We start from the raw sequence: 15,742 nt of genomic DNA on the forward strand, positions 1-15,742 counted from the left end.
GAGATGAACGGGCAGCTTTATTTATAAATAAATCGATTTTCGATCATTCGAGATGAACGGCCAAAAGGCACGCTTCGTGACTTCCCAATTCTTTTCTTCAATTTGTTGACGCCGCGGGATATGATCAAACGCGTAAAGAGAGTCGTCCCACCGAGTGGGTAACGGTTGACCAGCGACATCGGACCATTGCTCAATCCACTCGGTCGGGATATCTCCGGCATAGGGTGTCTCTCTCGTCAGACCGGCCCACACTTGTGCCCAGGCGCGAGGAACGGCTCGATACCAGTCATAGCCGCCGCCACCAAGTGCGACGAGACGACCATCGGTATACTCGTCTGCCATACGTGAAGCGATTTGGGGAATCTGTTCGAACGTCCGTATCGTTGATGCGAGATGGGTGAGTGGATCAAAGACATGGGCATCCGCACCATTCTGAGTCAGGATGATATCAGGTTTGAACCATTCGCACGCTTCACGTAAAACGGTCTCATAGCACGTCAAAAATGAGTCGTCTTGGGTGAACGCATCGACTGGTACGTTCCAACTATAGCCGTATCCTTTCCCATTCCCTCGCTCTGTCACCATTCCGGTACCCGGGAAGAGATAGCGACCTGTCTCGTGTATGGATAAAGTCATCACATCATCATCGTCATAGAAGAGCCATTGGACCCCGTCCCCATGATGCGCATCCGTATCTACATAGAGAACGCGCGACCCGTATTGTTTTCTCACATGTGCGATGGCGACGGCCGCATCGTTATAGACGCAAAATCCTGATGCTTTGCGCCGCATTCCATGATGTAGACCGCCCCCAACATGGAAGGCTCGCTCTGCTTTGCCGCTCGCAACTAGATCGAGCGCATGAATCGTCCCACCGACAAGCCGTGCGGCTCCCTCGTGTATCGTCGGAAAGATGGGAGTGTCTTCCGTACCGAGACCAAATTTATTCGCTTTCAGCGTAGAAAGTTCTCCTGCCGCCGCAGCTTGTACGGCTTCGATGTAGTCAAAGTCATGAACGAGCGCTAACGCTTCAACCGAAGCGAGTGGAGGAGACACACATTCCGATTTGGAGAGTTTTCCGGCTGCAATCAGAAGGGATGTCGTCAATTCCAGTCGTAACGGATTGAACGGGTGATCCTCATGAAAGCGATAAGACGTCTCGTCTTCGCCAAATATGTAAATCGGTCTCATCGTGACATCTCCGGACCGAGGACATCATACCCTTCACGTTTCAACCGTTCGATGATTCGGAGCGGGTTCATCGTCTGGACGCGGAAAGAGATGATACGTTTATACGGATCGCTCGTCGGATGAACGAAGACGTTGATGATATTGACGTTTGTTTTGGCGAGGAGTCGGGTCACTTTTTCGAGTGTGCCGGTCGTATTTTCGACGAGAATTTCAATTTGCGAACTCGGTTCGAGTGCGCCTGTCAATTGCACGAAGTAACGTAATAAATCGGTCTCTGTCAATACACCGACGAGTTTCCCTTGTTCGACGATGGGGAGACAGGTTAGCCGGTTTTCGTAAAATAACGCAGCTGCATCTTCAAAGAAATCGAATGGATGCGCTGTCGGTACCTCGGATCGCATGATGCTCGATACAGGGTTTTGAAAGTCTGCGTTTTCACTTTCGGGATGAAAGACGCTCGTCGCACCACTCAGCTCGAATTGGCCGACAATCCCGACGACTTGTCGAGCGGGATTTGTCACAATCAAATGTCGGACACGATGTTCACGCATTAATTTTGCGGCATGGGCAATCGTATTGGTCGGTTGAATCGTCACGACATGTCGATTCATCATCTGTTCGATTAACATGAAATCCCTCCTTAGTCGTACATAAATCGTCGGCGAAGACGAAGTGAATCAAAATGGTCGATTGATTCTTGTCGTACGTTTTTTCCGATACGAGCCATCAAACAGTTGGCAGGATGGGAGGCAATCTCAGGATCGTCTGTCGGGAAGAAAACAAGTCCACCGTGATTCATCATCTTCTCCATGACTTTTCGATAATCCCAAATCGAGAGTCCACTACCTTTCAAATCCCAGTGCCAATAATATTCGGTCGTCAAAATCAAAAAGTCATCCATATGTGGGTCCATCATCGATACTTCGAGTAATTGTTTCCCGATTCGTTGACCACGGAAGCGAGGACTCACCTCGATTGCCCCGAGTTCAAGGATGTATGGGTCGTTTCCTTCACTCCAACGCTCATACGGGTCAGGATAGAGGAAAGTCACGTATCCAATCACGAGATCGTCTTGCCTGGCGACGATGATTCTTCCTTCTTTTAACCCAGCAATATCGACGAGTGCTTCGTGCTGATCTTCCGGTTCACGAAAAGCTGTCAATCCTTCATCAAGACGATACGTCTGTAACACGTCAGGCGCCACCGGACCATCAATCGTGACGTCACCTTGTGAGGTCTGCCACACTTTTGAATGATATTGTTTTTCCATAGGGTCACCACCTTTTCCATCTCTTATTATAGCGCTTTCATCAAGCTGGAATCATCCTGTTTTGATGAAATTGGAAATTCATTGATTTGTCATAATTTTAACACTATACTGAAAGTGGTTATACCAATCTTTACAGGGGAGGCGAATCTTTAGCGATGGAAAAATTGAAAGCGTTAACAGGGGAACATCAATTAGCGTCGTATGAAGAGGCTTGTCAGTCGTTTGAATGGACACAAGCAGAAGCATTGTTTTCATGGAATTTGACGGGGAAAGTCAATTTGGCATATGAAGCCATCGATCGCCATGCGGAAAGTGAATTGGCGACAAAAGTGGCACTGCTTTATTTCGATGGGGATCGAGAAGAGCGGTACACGTATGCGGATATGAAGAAAGAAAGTAATCGTTCTGGTAATGTTCTGAAGTCGATTGGTGTGGAGAAAGGCGACCGCGTCTTTATCTTTATGCCACGTCAGCCAGAACTTTATTTTATTTTGCTCGGTGCAATCAAACGAGGGGCCATCGTCGGTCCATTGTTTGAGGCGTTCATGGAACAGGCGGTTCACGACCGTTTGCTCGACTCGGAAGCGAAAGTGATTGTGACGACGAAAGAACTGTTGCCGCGCATTCCGGTCGATCAGTTGCCTCATTTAGAGACAATTCTACTCGTTGGGGACGATGTCGAAGAGTCGGAAAAGGTGCTCGATTATCGTAAACTGGCGAACGATGCGACGACAGATCTCGAATTGACGTGGGTCGACCGTGAAGACGGTCTGATTTTACACTATACATCGGGCTCAACAGGAAAACCAAAAGGGGTTCTCCACGTCCATAATGCGATGATTCAACATATGATGACCGGCAAATGGGTACTCGATCTTCAACCGGATGATATTTACTGGTGCACGGCTGACCCTGGATGGGTGACGGGGACGAGCTACGGTATTTTTGCGCCTTTCTTAAATGGTGCGACAAACGTCATCGTTGGTGGACGCTTCAATCCTGAATTTTGGTATTCGGTCATTGAACGGTTTGGCGTGACAGTTTGGTATAGTGCCCCGACGGCGTTCCGCATGCTCATGGGCGCTGGCGACGAAGCGTTTGAGAAGTATGATTTGTCTTCACTTCGTCATATTTTATCCGTCGGTGAGCCGCTAAATCCAGAAGTCATTCGTTGGGGACACGAAGCATTTGATCTTCGAATCCATGATACGTGGTGGATGACAGAAACCGGTGCGATGATGATTTGTAACTATCCGACGATGGACATCAAACCGGGCTCAATGGGGAAACCGATCCCAGGTTGCGAAGCGGCTATTTTGGATGACCGGGGTCAACCACTTCCACCACACCGAATGGGGAACTTGGCACTCAAGACGCCTTGGCCGTCGATGATGCGGAAGATTTGGAAGAACGATGCGAAGTATGAGAGTTACTTCTGGGGAGATTGGTATGTGTCAGGTGATTCTGCTTATATGGACGAAGACGGCTATTTCTGGTTCCAAGGTCGGGTCGACGACGTCATCATGACAGCAGGAGAACGGGTCGGACCGTTTGAAGTGGAAAGTCGACTCGTGGAACATCCGGCTGTGGCTGAAGCGGGTGTCATCGGAAAACCGGACCCGGTCCGAGGTGAAATCATCAAAGCGTTCATTGCGCTACGTAAAGGTTATGAACCGTCTGATGAGTTAAAGCAAGAAATCCAGCAGTTCGTCAAAGAAGGATTGGCTGCGCATGCGGCACCACGTGAAATCGAATTCAAGGACAAGTTGCCGAAAACGCGAAGCGGGAAGATCATGCGTCGCGTCTTGAAGGCTTGGGAATTGAATCTTGAAACAGGTGACCTCTCGACGATGGAAGATTAAGATAAACAAAGGGTCGACACATCGTGTGTCGACCCTTTGTTTATTCACCGTTAGCATCAGCATCGGCTTCTTCTTCAGCTTGTTGTTCGGCTTCTTGTTTAGCCTCTTCTTCAGCTTTCTTCTTCGCGTCTTCCTCAGCTTTTTTCTTTGCTTCGGCGTCTGCTTTTTGTTTAGCTTCTTCTTCAGCTTTTTTCTTAGCGGCAGCATCGGCAGCAGCCTCTTGTTTCTTCTCCTCAGCTTCTTTCTTTGCTTCTTCGGCCTCTTTCTTGGCCTCTTCTTCTTTCTTCTTCTCTTCCTCTTCTTTTTCTTTCTCTTCTACTTTCTTCTTCTCAGAGAATGAACCTGAGTCTTGGAAGTCTTTCGAAGTGACGGTTGAAGGTTGTGAGAAGCGGGCGCTGACGCCTAGAGCTTCTGGGTCATCCGCATAGACACGATTCATCGTTTGCGACCAGATGCGCTGTGTCCGTTGATAGTAACGTCCATAATCCCAACCATCTAGCATTGAGAGGCGTTGTGAATCATAACCTGACCAGACAGCGAGTGTAACGTTCGGGTTCGACCCGACCAAGTACGAATCACGTTGATCGTTCGTTGTACCGGTTTTACCCATCCAATCGCCAGGAACGCTGAGCAATGATTGTGCATATGTCGCAGTACCTGACGTGTAGACGTCGCGGAGCATATCCACCACGAGATAAGAGGTACGTTCTGTGAAAATACGCGTTTTCTTCGGCTTCGCTTCGTAAATGACTTCACCTTGATATTCGATTTCTTGGATGAAGTGCGGCTCCACGTGTTCACCGTAATTTGCTAGCATCGCATAAGAGGCGGCCAAATCGATAGGCTTGACTTCCCCGGTACCGAGTGCCATCGCTGAAGCATAACGGTTTCCTTCAGATACCGGAATTCCCATGTCGACTAATTTCTGCGTATCAGCAGGTTTTTGGTTACGTTCTTCATAAATCTTAACAGCCGGAACGTTCAAGGAGAGCTTGAGCGCATCGCGTACTGTGACAGCACCGCGATACGTTTTCCCTTCGTTTTGAACTTGTTTCTTCGGTTGTCCGGGACCAGTAAACTTATAGAAATACTCCTCGTCAATGATTTGAGTGGCAGGTGTAATCATGCCAGCTTCAATCGCATTTGAATAGACAAGAATCGGTTTTGCAGTCGATCCGATTTGACGTTCTGCCCAGAAAGCACGGTTCAAATCGTCGGTCTTGCCATTGATGTAGCGACCTCCGACGAATCCGAGTACTTTCCCGGTCTTATTCTCAATCATGACAGAAGAGGTTTGTTCAGGAAGTGTGCGGTTCTCATCTTCAATCGTTTGATTCGGTCCGAAGTTGCCAGCGTTTTTAGCCGGTTGTTGCATCGCTTCGTGAATTTCTTTATCCAATGTCAAACGGATGTTGAACCCACCTTGACGCAACATGTTATGAGCACGCTTCGCATAAGTCGAACGGACAGAGTCCTGTTCCTCCGAGCTCAACTCATTGATTTCAATCCCATCTTGCTCCAATAGATAATCCGTTACGATTTGGCGTGCTTGAAGTTCTGCTTCGTCTACCACGTACGGATATTTGTCGCGAGGCTTCGTCTGAGTCTGCATGAAGTCTTGTGTGATGTCGTAGTTATAAGCGGCATCATATTCTTCTTTCGTGATCTTTCCTGCAACGTACATGCGGTTCAATACCGTTTTCATTCGGTTAACCGCACCCGATACGTCCTCTTTGATGACGCCACCTTGATAGTAAGGTGTGTAGAAGAATGGGTTTTTTGGGATACCGGCAAGGAAAGCGGCTTGTGGAAGTGTCAATTTCTCTGCCGAAGTATTGAACACACCGCGAGCGGCGGCCTCAATCCCTGAAATGTTACGTCCCATCGAGTTACGTCCGAATGAGACAACGTTCAGATAGGCGTTTAAAATTTCATCTTTGTCCATCGCCTTCTCTAGACGAAGGGCGAGTAATATTTCTTTTGCTTTCCGTTCGAAAGATACTTCGTTCGTCAACATTTGGTTTTTAATCAATTGTTGCGTCAACGTTGAACCACCCGTGCGATCTTCAGATCCTGTTGCTTCTTGTAAAATAGCGCGTAACGTCGCTTTTGGAACGACGCCATCGTGCTCATAGAATTCGACATCTTCCGTCGCAAGTAGTGCATCGACAACGTATGGAGAAACTTTTTCTACTGGAATCGGGATTCGTACCTCATCGGTCGTATAGTTCCCGATGCGCTCCCCGCTTCCGAAGTAAATATTGGAAGTCGATGTATACGTATTGATTTGCGCAGTCATTGTCTTGTAGGCCGGGGTCGGCATATCTTTGACGAGTGACGCGAAATATCCGACACCAATTCCAGCACCTAAAAACCCGATGAGTACAACAGAAATGATGGTCAGGAGTAGGACGTTCCACGACACATCATACATAACATTGGCATAACGACGTACTTTCAATGATGTCGGATTATTCCATAAGTCTCGAATCTTCTGCAGCATGACAGCCTCCTTAAATATGGTGTAAAACTATTTTAGACAGTAATATATTCGATTATAGCACAATTCAACCTACACCTTACCTCGAAAACGAAGTCTCGTGCAAGTTTCATTGTAAGAGTTGACAAGTTGAAAACGATGCTTATAAAATGAATAGCATAGTCAACAATAAGATGACGCTGTGAAGAAAGCGAAGTAGTCGACGGACCTCTTGTCCAGAAAGCTAGTGGTTGCTGTGAACTAGCCAATGTCAATCGATGAATTACACTTTTAGAGCGTGCCTTCGGGCCGGTTCGAGACCGTTATCTCTCGCTCAAGCGGTCGCAAATTGCGACAAGTAGGGTGGTACCGCGGAATCTCCGTCCCTTCTCATATGAGAAGGGACGTTTTTTTATGTCAATTGAAGGAGTGGAACAAATGGAACTATTAAACGATTTAGAGTTTCGAGGACTTGTCAACCAAATGACAGATGAAGAAGGATTGAAAGAACAACTGAAACAACCGACGACGTTATACACGGGATTTGATCCGACAGCGGACTCGCTTCATATCGGGCACTTGCTCCCGATCTTGACGCTAAAACGTTTCCAGCAGGCCGGCCATCAGGTCATCGCGCTCGTCGGTGGGGCGACAGGGATGATCGGAGACCCGTCTGGTCGTTCGGATGAACGTTCACTAAACACGTTGGATACGGTCAAGCTCTTCTCCGATCGCATCAAGGATCAGTTGAGCCGATTCCTTCCACTTGAAGGGGAGAACCCGATCACGATTCGCAACAACTACGAATGGACGGAAGAGATGTCAATCATCGACTTCCTGCGCGACATTGGGAAGCACTTCCCAATCAGTTACATGCTTGCGAAAGACTCTGTCGATTCACGTATGGAGAACGGGATCTCGTATACAGAGTTCTCTTACATGTTGCTCCAATCTTACGACTTCTTGAAACTATACGAGACAGAGAAATGTCGTCTTCAAGTCGGTGGAAGTGATCAATGGGGGAACATCACGGCAGGTCTTGAATTGATTCGTCGCTTTGGTCACTCTGAAAAAGCGTTCGGTCTCACCGTGCCACTCGTCACAAAGTCGGACGGACAAAAGTTCGGGAAGACAGCGGGCGGTGCAGTTTGGTTAGATGCGGATAAGACGTCGCCATATGAGTTCTACCAGTTCTGGATCAACGTCGACGATGCAGATGTCATCAAGTTCATCAAATACTTCACGTTCATGTCGCATGAAGAGATTGAGGCACTTGCAGCCGAAGTGACAGAAGCGCCTGAAAAGCGCGTGGCACAGCGCCGACTCGCAGAAGAGATGACAAAGCTTGTCCACGGTGAAGCAGGACTTGAACAAGCGGAGCGCATCACGAAAGCGTTCTTTAGCGGAGATTTGACGTCGCTTCAACCGGAAGATATGGAAGATGCGTTTAAAGGCATGCCGCAATTCGAACTTGACGGTGAACGCAACCTTGTCGACCTCCTCGTCGAAGCGAAGATCTCACCATCGAAACGTCAGGCACGTGAAGATGTGACGAACGGAGCGATTTACTTGAACGGCGAACGTGAACAAGCGCTCGATAAAATGATTACGCGCGAAGACACGCTCGGTGAATTCACCATCATTCGCCGTGGTAAGAAGAAATACTTTGTGATTCGTCACATATAATCACGATGTCCGTTCCTCATTTGTTGAGGAATGGACTTTTTTTATACATGACGTGCGGTTCGGATTTGCTAAAATGGGAAGATAGGAGGGATGACGATGGAGATAGAAGAATTTTTCGGTGAGCAGTTCCATCAATGGCGCGAACACTTTCGTTATTATGAAATGGCGATCACGGAACTTGAGAGCGATCTCGGGATCATCGACTTGGACTGGCAGACGAGACTCGGGTATTCACCGATTGAACATGTGAAGACGAGAATGAAGACATTGCCGTCCATCGTGCGCAAGATGAAACGGAAAGACTTGCCTTTGGAAGTTTCGGCGCTTTGGGAACATGTGCACGATGTGGCGGGCATTCGGATTGTTACGAGCTTCCGCGACGATATTTATGAAATCTTGCGTCATCTAGATGCGCGAGATGATTTAGATATCATCGAAATCAAAGATTACATCAAACATCCAAAACCGAGCGGGTATCGGAGCTTACATCTCATCGTGAAAACGAAAGTCTACTTGGCAGAACGAATCATCTGGGTGCCTGCGGAGATTCAGATTCGGACACTCGCCATGGACTTTTGGGCGGCAACGGAACATAAGCTTCAGTACAAATATCAACATGCCGTGCCAGAATCATCGAAAGAAGAGCTGATTGAAGCGTCACTCATGGCGGATGCCCTCGATACGCAAATGGGACGCATTCGACAAGAGATTTTGAAGAAATAAAAAAATCCCCTTCGTGAAGAAGGGGATAAAAAGCATTAACGTGAGTAGTACTCGACGATGAGTTGCTCTTTGATTTGGTCGTTGAGTTCAGCGCGTTCTGGGAGACGTACGAATGTACCTTCGAGTTTCTCAGCGTCAAACGATACGAAGTCTTTTGTAGCTGGTGCTACTTCAAGTGCTTCAGCGATTGCTTTTACGTTTTTCGACTTTTCACGAACAGCGATAACTTGACCTGGTTTTACGCGGTAAGACGCGATGTCAACGCGTGATCCATCAACAGTGATGTGACCGTGGTTGACGAGTTGGCGTGCTCCACGACGTGTGCGAGCGAGGCCGAAACGGTAAACGAGGTTGTCGAGGCGTGATTCGAGCAAGAACATGAAGTTCTCACCGTGGATGCCTGGCATTTTACCAGCATCGTTGAAGATGCGGCGGAATTGCTTCTCGTTCACTCCGTACATGTGACGAAGTGCTTGCTTCGCTTGAAGCTGAAGACCGTATTCTGAGATTTTCTTACGACCATTTCCGTGTTGACCTGGTGCGTAAGGACGTTTTGCTAATTCTTTACCCGTTTCGCTAAGCGAGATGCCTAAGCGACGCGAGAGTTTCCAAGCTGGACCTGTGTAACGAGCCATGATTGGACTCCTCCTTGTTGTTCATGTATTTTGCACAAAAGAACAACGGTGTCAAAGACGAGTAACGCCCCTTTCTAGGTGCAAGCACCTTCACTTGATAGCGAAGCTACGAGATGCCCCTCCGACAAAAGTCGAGGCCCGAAAGGTGGATACGTTTGTCTGTGACTGCTATCGTCATTTCATGCACAAAGATGAGTATACGATGAATACCATCTCTTGTCAATCAAATATAGCGAAGAAGTGTTTCGCAAAAACGTTCGAGTCCTTGACGGTCGATTTCTGAGAAACGGTCGAACTCCGGGCTGTCGATATCGAGCACGCCGATTGTTTTCCCGTCACGTACGAGAGGGACGACGATTTCAGAATTCGAAGCCGCATCACATGCGATATGACCAGGGAATTGATGAACATCGGCCACGAGCTGTGTTTCTTGTGTAGCTGCCGCAGTTCCACAAACCCCTTTACCGAACGCGATGTGAACGCAAGCCGGGAGTCCCTGGAATGGTCCTAAGATTAGACTGTCTTCAGAATCAGTCACGTAGAATCCGACCCAGTTGATCCGATCTAAAAATTGGTTGAGTAAAGCGCTGGCGTTGGCAAGGTTGGCCACTGTATTTGTTTCGCCCTCTAATAATGCGGCGAGTTGCTTGTTTAATAGTTCGTAACCGGCTGTCAAATCACCTGAGTACGATGTCGTTTGGAACATATAAATTCCCCTCCATCTTTCGTGTTTTTAGAATTTAGCATTATGGTACACGCAAATTTAAGATTTGTCTTGTTAGAAAGTTCCGAAAAAATGAACAATCTCCACTGAAACCATTGGAAAACCTATGCAAATCGTTGGTTCTATAATATGATTAGGTATATCTATTCTTATAAAATACTTCTTTTTTTTAATATAAAGGTACATAAGTCCACGAAAGCGGCTTGGAGGTTGTGAAAAAGATGGATTACGGAATTTATGGATTAATCATTGGAATCATCGTCGTCGTATTAGGCGGCATGTTGGGGAGTATGCTCATTCGAAGGAATTTTTACCAAAAAATTGACGACTTGGATATGAGGAAACAAAGTGTGCTCAGTGCGAGCATACCCGTCGAACTCCAGAAATTCAAACAGTGGCCGATGGAAGGGGAAACAAAAGAAAAGTTTGATCGTTGGCATCAATCTTGGGATGAGTTAGTCAGTGTACATGCAGGTCAAATCGATGAAGCGTTATACCGGGCTGAGGAAGACTTGGATAAATATCGTTTCATGAAAGTCAAAGCTGACTTGAATGCAACTGAACAACTCATTGAAGAGCTCGAGACGATGGTACACGCCATGCTCGATGAGATGGATGAATTTACGACGCATCACACCTCGCTTATGGACATTGTGAAGCAGGATGAGAAAGAGTTGTATCAGTTCCGCAAGACATTGAATTCACAAAACCATGCGTTCGGACCAACCTATGCATTGGTGGAACAAGAGATTGCCGCTGCCGAGGCGAAACGCAGTGAGATGATCAACTTAAAGCAGGTCGGTCAAGTTTCTGAAGCATTTGAAACCGGACAAGCCTTATCGAATCAAGTAGGACACATCCGTGAACTGATTCGGATCATTCCGCAATTTGTACGTACGGTTCAAGTGGAACTGAAACAACAACTTCAACAACTCCGGGCTGGACATAAAGAAATGCAAATGGACGGGTATGCGCTTGAACCACTTGGATTAATGGAAGAAATCGATCAAGCGGAAGATCGTCGAGAAGAGTTGATGGCTCGAATCGAACGCTTGGAATTTGATCATTTTGAAGAGGACATGCAACAGTTGAGCTCGGATATCGATCAATTATTCGAAGCATTCCGAACAGAGGTCGATGCCCGCCAATACGTGAAAAAAGAATTTGCGACGATACAAGAGCGCGAATTGCAATCTGCCGAAATCATGAATCACTTACAGACGGAAATGTCTCGACTTGTAAGCAACTATGAAATCAATGCACGCGTCGGAGAAGAGTTCGAACAATTAGAACGTGAACGAACGACTCTCACGGCGAATGTACTTGATATTGAACAAGCTCTCGTCGCGCAAATGTTACCGTTCAGTATGATCAAATCCAAAGTGCAGGAAGCGAAACGGTCACTTGACCAATTCAGTGCCATGCATGAGCGTTTCATTGAGGATACGAATTCATTACGTAAAGAAGAGCTTGAGGTCCGTCACAAGTTAGAAACGTGGAAAAAAGAATTGTCTGGGCATCGTCGCCTGTTAGCGAAAAGTGCGATGCCGGTTGTTCCGAATGATTTGTCAAACGACTTACGTCAGCTCCAAAAAGGTGTCCAGTCGTTAGACGAACAGTTTGACAAGGCACCGTTCAACATGACGTATATCGTCGGCCTTAGCCATGATGTCGAAGAGATGATGGACAACTTCCGTGACCGTGTCCATGCACTGATTCGTCAAGTGACGTATGCGGAACAGTTACTACAATATGCTAACCGTTTCCGACGCCGTGACAACGAGGTCCATATCGCCTTGACGCTTGCGGAAAACAAGTTCTTGCATGGAGAGTATGGCACTGCTGTCGAAATCGGTGAGCGGGTGCTCGGTCGATTCGATGAGAACGGAGCCAATGGAATTCGTCAACGTGTGGATAAAGGGTTAGAACAGCAAGAATTGCTAAAAAAATAAACGATGCATGAAGATTGACGGAAACGGGAAAAACGTAGACGTCAATCTTTTTTCAATCAAGGAGGAATCGTCAGATGGGTACACTATGGGTCAACGGGAATATCTACACATTGAATAAACCGGGTGAGATGGAACGTGCCATGTTTATTGAGCATGGACGCGTCTTGAAGATGGGGGACGAGGGACATCTCCGACGTACATATGCCGGTCGCATCGAAGAGATTGTGAATTTGGAAGGGAAGAGTGTGTATCCGGCCTTTACCGATTCACACATTCACCTTGTCGGATACGGCGAAGCGCTCGACCGTGTCGATGCGAGTGAAGCGACGGATCTTCGAGAATTACTTGAAACGATGAAGCAACGAGGGTCGGACGACGATTGGATCGTCGCAGAAGGGTTTGATGATCGTCTGCTCGGTGACATGCCGACACGCGAGATGATTGATGAAGTGATTGACGACCGTCCTGTCGTGTTGAAGCGTGTCTGTCGTCACGTAGCCGTCGTGAACTCGAAAGGACTTGAACGACTTGGACTGATCCACCATACGGTGATCGAAGGTGGAAAACTTGGGCGAGGTGAAGAAGGTAAATTGAATGGCGTCCTATATGATGCTGCACTAGATCTCTTATATAAAGAATTGAGTGGGAATCGTAAGAAAAATGCCGCTTCTCTTCGCCGGGCAATCGATTCATTATTCGCACATGGAGTCGTTGGCGCCCATACGGAAGACTTGTTCTATCATGGAGATCCACTCGAGACGATTCAAGCGTACGAAGATGTACTGGATGAACTTCCGTTTCAAGCACACCTTCTCGTTCACGAACAAGTGGTGGATCGTGTCATCCAGCAAGATGCGATGACGCGTCGGAAACGTTTTGACTTCGGTGCGATGAAACTCTTTGTCGACGGTTCGTTCGGTGGACGCACCGCTCTGTTATCTGCACCGTATGCGGATGATCGGAGTCAACGAGGAATTGAAGTGCATCGACCAGATCATCTCGAGGCACTTGTGAAAAAAGCACGAACATACGGGATGAATGTGGCAGCGCATGTAATCGGTGATGCGGCGGTTGAGCAATTTGTCGGCCTGCTTGAAAAGTACCCTGCCAGAAAAGGGACACGAGATCGAATTATCCATGCCTCTTTATTGAATGACTCATTGATCAACCGAATCAAATCATTGCCTGTTTTGATTGATGCACAGCCGGTATTTTTATCGGATGACATGGACATGCTGTTCGAGCGGTTGGGCAATGAGCGTGTGCATGATGTCTATCGATTCAACTCTTTACTCGATACGGGAGCATTGGTGTTAGGAGGAAGTGACGCGCCGATTTCATCTGTTGACGTTCGAAAGGGATTGTTTGGAGCGGTGATGCGACAATCGTTTCACGGGTCGAGCACGCTAAATCCGAGTGAACGTCTTTCGATGTATGAAGCTCTTCGCAGCTTCACATATTCGCCTCATGTTGCTACAGGGACGCACGGAAGAAACGGGCTATTGGTTCAAAGCTACAATGCCAACTTCACAGTATGGGATGAAGATTTCTTTAAATTGAGTGGGGAAGACATCCTGCACAACCGTCTTGTCATGACTGTCGTCGAAGGGCAACCAGTGTACGAAGCAGAAAAAGCCACGCTGTAAAAAAGAGTTGCTTCATCCGAAAGGGATGAAGCAACTCTTTTTTTACATCAGAAGAATGAACGTTGCACTTTATGCCAGAACGAGTTGGTCCGAAGCTTGACAGTCTTGATGACCTGGTCCGAGAGTTCGATATCGATTCGGTCTGTGTACTTCAAGCTGAGCGCCTCGTTATCCATCCCAATAATCGGGTAGTCGTTGCCGTCTTCGACGATGCGGAGTGACAACTTACGCGAATCATGAACGATAAAGGATGAGCCGAGTGTGCGATAGCGATTGTTGTTGACCGAAGCGATCTCACTCACTTGCATACATGGGATGAGTGGGTCGACGACCGCACCGCTGAGAGATTTGTTATAGGCAGTCGATCCCGTCGGCGTCGATACAACCATTCCGTCCCCACGGAATGTTTCGAAATGTAGATCGTCGATATAGACCTCGATGGCGAGTGATTTGATAATACTTGATTTAATCGAAGCCTCATTTAAACAGAGGAGCGGTGTCGATTCGTTGATCGATGCTGAAAGAAGTGGATACTTCCGGACTTCGAGACCTTCTTCGATTCGCATCGAGTTGTCCGAGAAGAGGCGGTCGACTTCATCGAGTTTATGTATGTCGAAATCACAATAAAACTCGTTCAATCCACGACCGAAGCCAACGTAGATGGCGTCTTGACGAAAGCCTGTGTAGCGAACCGCCTGTAAAAATGCCCCGTCCCCGCCGACTGCAGCGATGATGTTCGCGTCCTCCGGTTGATTTACGATGTTGAACCCGTGTTTTTCCCCGATTTCTCTCAGTTTCTTCACTTCTTTTGTGAATTCGTTGACGTTACGATGGTACAAATAGACGTTGTTTCTCATCTGAGTCATCCCCTTTGTCAATGGTGTCCTCTTTATTATAACGTGTTTCTTCCTACCGATATAGGGAAAACTGAAACAGAGTCAAAAGCAGGAAGTTTGTCAAAGGCTCAAGTTCATCGATATGATGAACGAGTAACTACAACAAAGGGGATGAGTACATGCCAACATTTAAAGGGAACAACGTAACATTACAAGGAAATCCAGTGAAGGTAGGAGATCAAGCTCCTGATTTCCGCGTCTTGACGACTGCTTTAGAAGAAGTGACGTTAGCAACCTATCCGGGGAAAAAACTAATCAGTGTCATTCCTTCAATCGATACAGGCGTATGTGATGCACAAACGCGTGAGTTCAACGAAAAGGCCTCATCACTCGGTGGTACAGTCTTGACTGTATCGAACGATTTGCCGTTCGCACAGCGCCGTTGGTGTTCTGCATCTGGTTTAGATAACGTAGTCACCCTCTCGGACCACCGCGATCTTTCGTTCGCAAAAGCATATGGTGTTTTAATTGAAGAAATGCGTCTCCTTGCGCGTTCTGTATTCGTCGTCGATTCGAATGGCGTCGTCCAATATGTACAATATATGGATGAAATGACAGATGAAGTTGATTTCGCGGCGGCACTTGAGGCGTTCGAACAAGCGAATTGATTCGTTTGGCGAAATTGATTAAAATAGCTTACACTAGTACGTGAACCGACCGGTCCTCTCATGGGGGCCG

At 47.3% G+C, this 15,742-nt stretch carries 13 protein-coding genes and 1 other annotated feature; of the genes, 6 read left to right on the forward strand and 7 right to left on the reverse strand.

Going from position 1 to position 15,742, the window contains the following annotated elements; genetic code table 11:
* Positions 1-21 precede the first annotated feature (21 nt).
* Genes IRJ25_RS04245 through IRJ25_RS04255 form a run of 3 tightly spaced genes read right to left on the reverse strand, consistent with a single transcriptional unit; the run spans position 22 to position 2,461 of the window.
* Positions 22-1,191, reverse strand: coding sequence for an acetoin utilization protein AcuC (locus tag IRJ25_RS04245; RefSeq protein WP_074036482.1), 1,170 nt, complete (start codon positions 1,189-1,191; stop codon positions 22-24).
* Positions 1,188-1,820, reverse strand: a complete 633-nt coding sequence (locus IRJ25_RS04250) for an acetoin utilization AcuB family protein (RefSeq protein ID WP_214781578.1) — start codon at positions 1,818-1,820, stop codon at positions 1,188-1,190. Before IRJ25_RS04250 ends, IRJ25_RS04245 begins: the two co-directional genes overlap by 4 nt.
* A gap of 11 nt (positions 1,821-1,831) precedes the next feature.
* Positions 1,832-2,461, reverse strand: a complete 630-nt coding sequence (locus tag IRJ25_RS04255; RefSeq protein WP_214693289.1) for a GNAT family N-acetyltransferase — start codon at positions 2,459-2,461, stop codon at positions 1,832-1,834.
* Positions 2,462-2,616: 155 nt separating this feature from the next.
* Between IRJ25_RS04255 and acsA the strand changes: the two genes are divergently transcribed.
* Positions 2,617-4,323: an acetate--CoA ligase gene (acsA, locus tag IRJ25_RS04260; protein WP_074036486.1), complete on the forward strand. Its 1,707-nt coding sequence runs from the start codon at positions 2,617-2,619 to the stop codon at positions 4,321-4,323.
* 40 nt (positions 4,324-4,363) lie between these two features.
* Here acsA and IRJ25_RS04265 read toward each other — a convergent pair whose 3' ends face one another.
* A complete protein-coding gene (locus IRJ25_RS04265) occupies positions 4,364-6,826 on the reverse strand; it encodes a transglycosylase domain-containing protein (protein ID WP_214781576.1) in 2,463 nt (820 codons plus the stop codon).
* 169 nt (positions 6,827-6,995) lie between these two features.
* Positions 6,996-7,193: a binding site (T-box leader), on the forward strand.
* 47 nt (positions 7,194-7,240) lie between these two features.
* On the opposite strand from IRJ25_RS04265, the gene tyrS reads away from it, so the two are divergent.
* Positions 7,241-8,488, forward strand: coding sequence for a tyrosine--tRNA ligase (gene tyrS, locus IRJ25_RS04270; RefSeq protein WP_214690721.1), 1,248 nt, complete (start codon positions 7,241-7,243; stop codon positions 8,486-8,488).
* A 96-nt stretch (positions 8,489-8,584) separates the two neighbouring features.
* A complete protein-coding gene (locus IRJ25_RS04275; RefSeq protein WP_214816231.1) occupies positions 8,585-9,211 on the forward strand; it encodes a GTP pyrophosphokinase in 627 nt (208 codons plus the stop codon).
* A 35-nt stretch (positions 9,212-9,246) separates the two neighbouring features.
* Here IRJ25_RS04275 and rpsD read toward each other — a convergent pair whose 3' ends face one another.
* Positions 9,247-9,846, reverse strand: coding sequence for a 30S ribosomal protein S4 (gene rpsD / locus IRJ25_RS04280; protein ID WP_031423120.1), 600 nt, complete (start codon positions 9,844-9,846; stop codon positions 9,247-9,249).
* 223 nt (positions 9,847-10,069) lie between these two features.
* Positions 10,070-10,552: a GAF domain-containing protein gene (locus IRJ25_RS04285; RefSeq protein ID WP_012726740.1), complete on the reverse strand. Its 483-nt coding sequence runs from the start codon at positions 10,550-10,552 to the stop codon at positions 10,070-10,072.
* A 239-nt stretch (positions 10,553-10,791) separates the two neighbouring features.
* Here IRJ25_RS04285 and ezrA point away from each other — a divergent pair, with 239 nt between their 5' ends.
* Both ezrA and IRJ25_RS04295 read left to right on the forward strand, forming a co-directional pair.
* Positions 10,792-12,522 carry a septation ring formation regulator EzrA gene (gene ezrA, locus IRJ25_RS04290; protein WP_196430912.1) on the forward strand — a complete coding sequence of 577 codons (1,731 nt, stop codon included), beginning with the start codon at positions 10,792-10,794 and terminating at the stop codon, positions 12,520-12,522.
* A gap of 74 nt (positions 12,523-12,596) precedes the next feature.
* Complete coding sequence (locus IRJ25_RS04295) at positions 12,597-14,168, forward strand: amidohydrolase (RefSeq protein ID WP_269317832.1); 1,572 nt, start codon at positions 12,597-12,599, stop codon at positions 14,166-14,168.
* 47 nt (positions 14,169-14,215) lie between these two features.
* On the opposite strand, the gene IRJ25_RS04300 is transcribed toward IRJ25_RS04295, so the two are convergent.
* Positions 14,216-15,034, reverse strand: coding sequence for an NAD kinase (locus IRJ25_RS04300; protein ID WP_214691264.1), 819 nt, complete (start codon positions 15,032-15,034; stop codon positions 14,216-14,218).
* Between the two features lie 149 nt (positions 15,035-15,183).
* Here IRJ25_RS04300 and tpx point away from each other — a divergent pair, with 149 nt between their 5' ends.
* Positions 15,184-15,672 (forward strand): thiol peroxidase, encoded by a 489-nt coding sequence (gene tpx, locus IRJ25_RS04305; protein WP_074036494.1) that lies wholly within the window; start codon positions 15,184-15,186, stop codon positions 15,670-15,672.
* Positions 15,673-15,742 lie beyond the last annotated feature (70 nt).

Origin of the sequence: Exiguobacterium sp. KJ 601 (assembly GCF_027161185.1) — a bacterium.
GTDB lineage: Bacteria > Bacillota > Bacilli > Exiguobacteriales > Exiguobacteriaceae > Exiguobacterium > Exiguobacterium profundum.

Coding starts and splice junctions, on each gene's coding strand:
- ezrA (WP_196430912.1), top strand. CDS start 10,792: ATGGATTACGGAATTTATGGATTAATCATTGGAATCATCGTCGTCGTA.
- IRJ25_RS04285 (WP_012726740.1), bottom strand. CDS start 10,552: ATGTTCCAAACGACATCGTACTCAGGTGATTTGACAGCCGGTTACGAA.
- IRJ25_RS04275 (WP_214816231.1), top strand. CDS start 8,585: ATGGAGATAGAAGAATTTTTCGGTGAGCAGTTCCATCAATGGCGCGAA.
- IRJ25_RS04265 (WP_214781576.1), bottom strand. CDS start 6,826: ATGCTGCAGAAGATTCGAGACTTATGGAATAATCCGACATCATTGAAA.
- IRJ25_RS04250 (WP_214781578.1), bottom strand. CDS start 1,820: ATGTTAATCGAACAGATGATGAATCGACATGTCGTGACGATTCAACCG.
- acsA (WP_074036486.1), top strand. CDS start 2,617: ATGGAAAAATTGAAAGCGTTAACAGGGGAACATCAATTAGCGTCGTAT.
- tyrS (WP_214690721.1), top strand. CDS start 7,241: ATGGAACTATTAAACGATTTAGAGTTTCGAGGACTTGTCAACCAAATG.
- IRJ25_RS04255 (WP_214693289.1), bottom strand. CDS start 2,461: ATGGAAAAACAATATCATTCAAAAGTGTGGCAGACCTCACAAGGTGAC.
- IRJ25_RS04300 (WP_214691264.1), bottom strand. CDS start 15,034: ATGACTCAGATGAGAAACAACGTCTATTTGTACCATCGTAACGTCAAC.
- IRJ25_RS04245 (WP_074036482.1), bottom strand. CDS start 1,191: ATGAGACCGATTTACATATTTGGCGAAGACGAGACGTCTTATCGCTTT.
- IRJ25_RS04295 (WP_269317832.1), top strand. CDS start 12,597: ATGGGTACACTATGGGTCAACGGGAATATCTACACATTGAATAAACCG.
- rpsD (WP_031423120.1), bottom strand. CDS start 9,846: ATGGCTCGTTACACAGGTCCAGCTTGGAAACTCTCGCGTCGCTTAGGC.
- tpx (WP_074036494.1), top strand. CDS start 15,184: ATGCCAACATTTAAAGGGAACAACGTAACATTACAAGGAAATCCAGTG.